The 1,620-nt window shown below is 31.0% G+C and carries 3 protein-coding genes and 1 pseudogene; all 4 read right to left on the bottom strand.

Annotated elements, in window-relative coordinates; all coding sequences use genetic code 11:
• Positions 1–48: 48 nt before the first annotated feature.
• Entirely contained in the window at positions 49–306 is a 258-nt protein-coding gene (locus V7266_RS30650) for a hypothetical protein (RefSeq protein ID WP_335473050.1), read from the bottom strand.
• Between the two features lie 139 nt (positions 307–445).
• Complete coding sequence (locus V7266_RS30645; RefSeq protein WP_335473049.1) at positions 446–1,084, bottom strand: hypothetical protein; 639 nt, start codon at positions 1,082–1,084, stop codon at positions 446–448.
• Positions 1,085–1,137: 53 nt separating this feature from the next.
• On the bottom strand, positions 1,138–1,266 hold the full coding sequence (locus V7266_RS30640; protein ID WP_335473048.1) for a hypothetical protein: 129 nt from the start codon (positions 1,264–1,266) through the stop codon (positions 1,138–1,140).
• Between the two features lie 159 nt (positions 1,267–1,425).
• A pseudogene (locus V7266_RS30635) lies at positions 1,426–1,620 on the bottom strand (hypothetical protein); the annotation flags it as partial.

The following is a 1,620-nucleotide window of genomic DNA, read 5'->3' as shown; positions in this document are numbered from 1 at the left end:
TAACTTATTACATCTTCATCGCTATTGTAATAAATTAATGTTACTTAATTATTCTCTCCAATAAGCAGGAGCAGTATCTTTTACATCCTCATAAAAGTCAATACCATCAACAGTGATACCAATAGCAATTGATCCATCACTTTGCTTAGGATAAATCTTCACATACCCTTTAGCCTCTAAATATTGATAATGTAATTTGTTAGTATCATAATCACTGGATTGAACATTTTTTACTGCACGAATATCCTTTTCATTTACCATCACATCATATACTTCACTTAATAACTCTAATCTTTTATCTCCCATTAGCCATACCTCTTTCAATTAATAATTATTTAAACTGATTGCCTTCCTTACCCTAGCCTTGAACATTGTAGAGCAGTTTTCACACTGAGTAAGACGAATAGGCATGATACCTCCAAATAAAAAAACACCAGAGCTGGTGTTAATCTTCACTATTGTATGCAATTGATAATTCTTGTCTCATTATATTCTTTAATTCAAATAAAGCATTTCTAGTTTCAACAATTAGTCTAGAGTCTTCAAGAACTGTCTCTGGATTAGGATATTTCAAATTTAGATTTAAGTTTTGCAATTTAAAAAATATTTGACGACAGTGATCTGCGACTTCATCGGAAATATATAATTCATTTTGATAAAGATAGTTAGCTGCATCAGTGAAAGATTGCCATGCGTCCTTAACACTAATTAGTTGCTCAAACTTTATTATCTCTAGAATTGCCAATTCTCTACTTTGATCCCACATTTGGACAATTTCATTAATCTTACCTATCGGAATCTTTTGTTCCTCAAGATAATACTTAATATCCTCAGTATTATAACCCTCAAAATGTAGAGAATTACTTTTGCTAAATGAACCAGATGCCTTATTATAAGTAATTAAAATTAACTTAAATAGCTCTGGATAAGTCTCATGTCTTTTAACAGTATAGAGTTCAAAATCTTTATATTTCCTAGATATTTTATATTTTTGATCCTCTAATTTTCTGTTAAACCTAAAAGCCAATACGCCAAACACAACAGTGTTAATTAGTGTTAATGCTGCAATAACGTTATCGTACATAAACAACCCTCCCAATAAATAATTATAACCTATTGGAGGACATTTAGTTTTTATTAAACCAATTTATCTAGCTTTTCATAAATACTTTTCAAAACAGATAACAGTTCTTCTTTCCACTGTTTATCCTCATGTTGCTTTTGTTGAATTGCGGAAATACTATCATGTAAACCCTGATTAAACATTTTACCTCTCCTATCCATTTTTTATGATTTTGAGCATGATTTACCCGTTTTATCCATAATAAAAAGCACCCAATTCGGATGCCTTACTTACTCCATGCTATGTACTAATTTTCTCAACTCAAAAAACAGTAAATTTATATTTTCTTAATGTATGTTTTATCAAAAGAAAATCTTGTATACAAAATAACCGACTACCGCAACTACTATAAGACAACCACAACCAAAAGCGGTCTCAAAACTATTTTTCCCAGGATCATCCACACCGCAATGAGGACACTTTTTTGCTGTATCTGCTACTGGTTGCTTACAAACTCGGCAATTAACTAATGAAGCCATCATAATCCCCCTATATAT

Origin of the sequence: Neobacillus drentensis, assembly GCF_036965645.1 — a bacterium.
Classification (GTDB): Bacteria; Bacillota; Bacilli; order Bacillales; family Cytobacillaceae; genus Neobacillus; species Neobacillus drentensis_D.
Note: the sequence above shows the minus strand (reverse complement) of the source record. Positions and strands in the feature narration are given on the sequence as shown.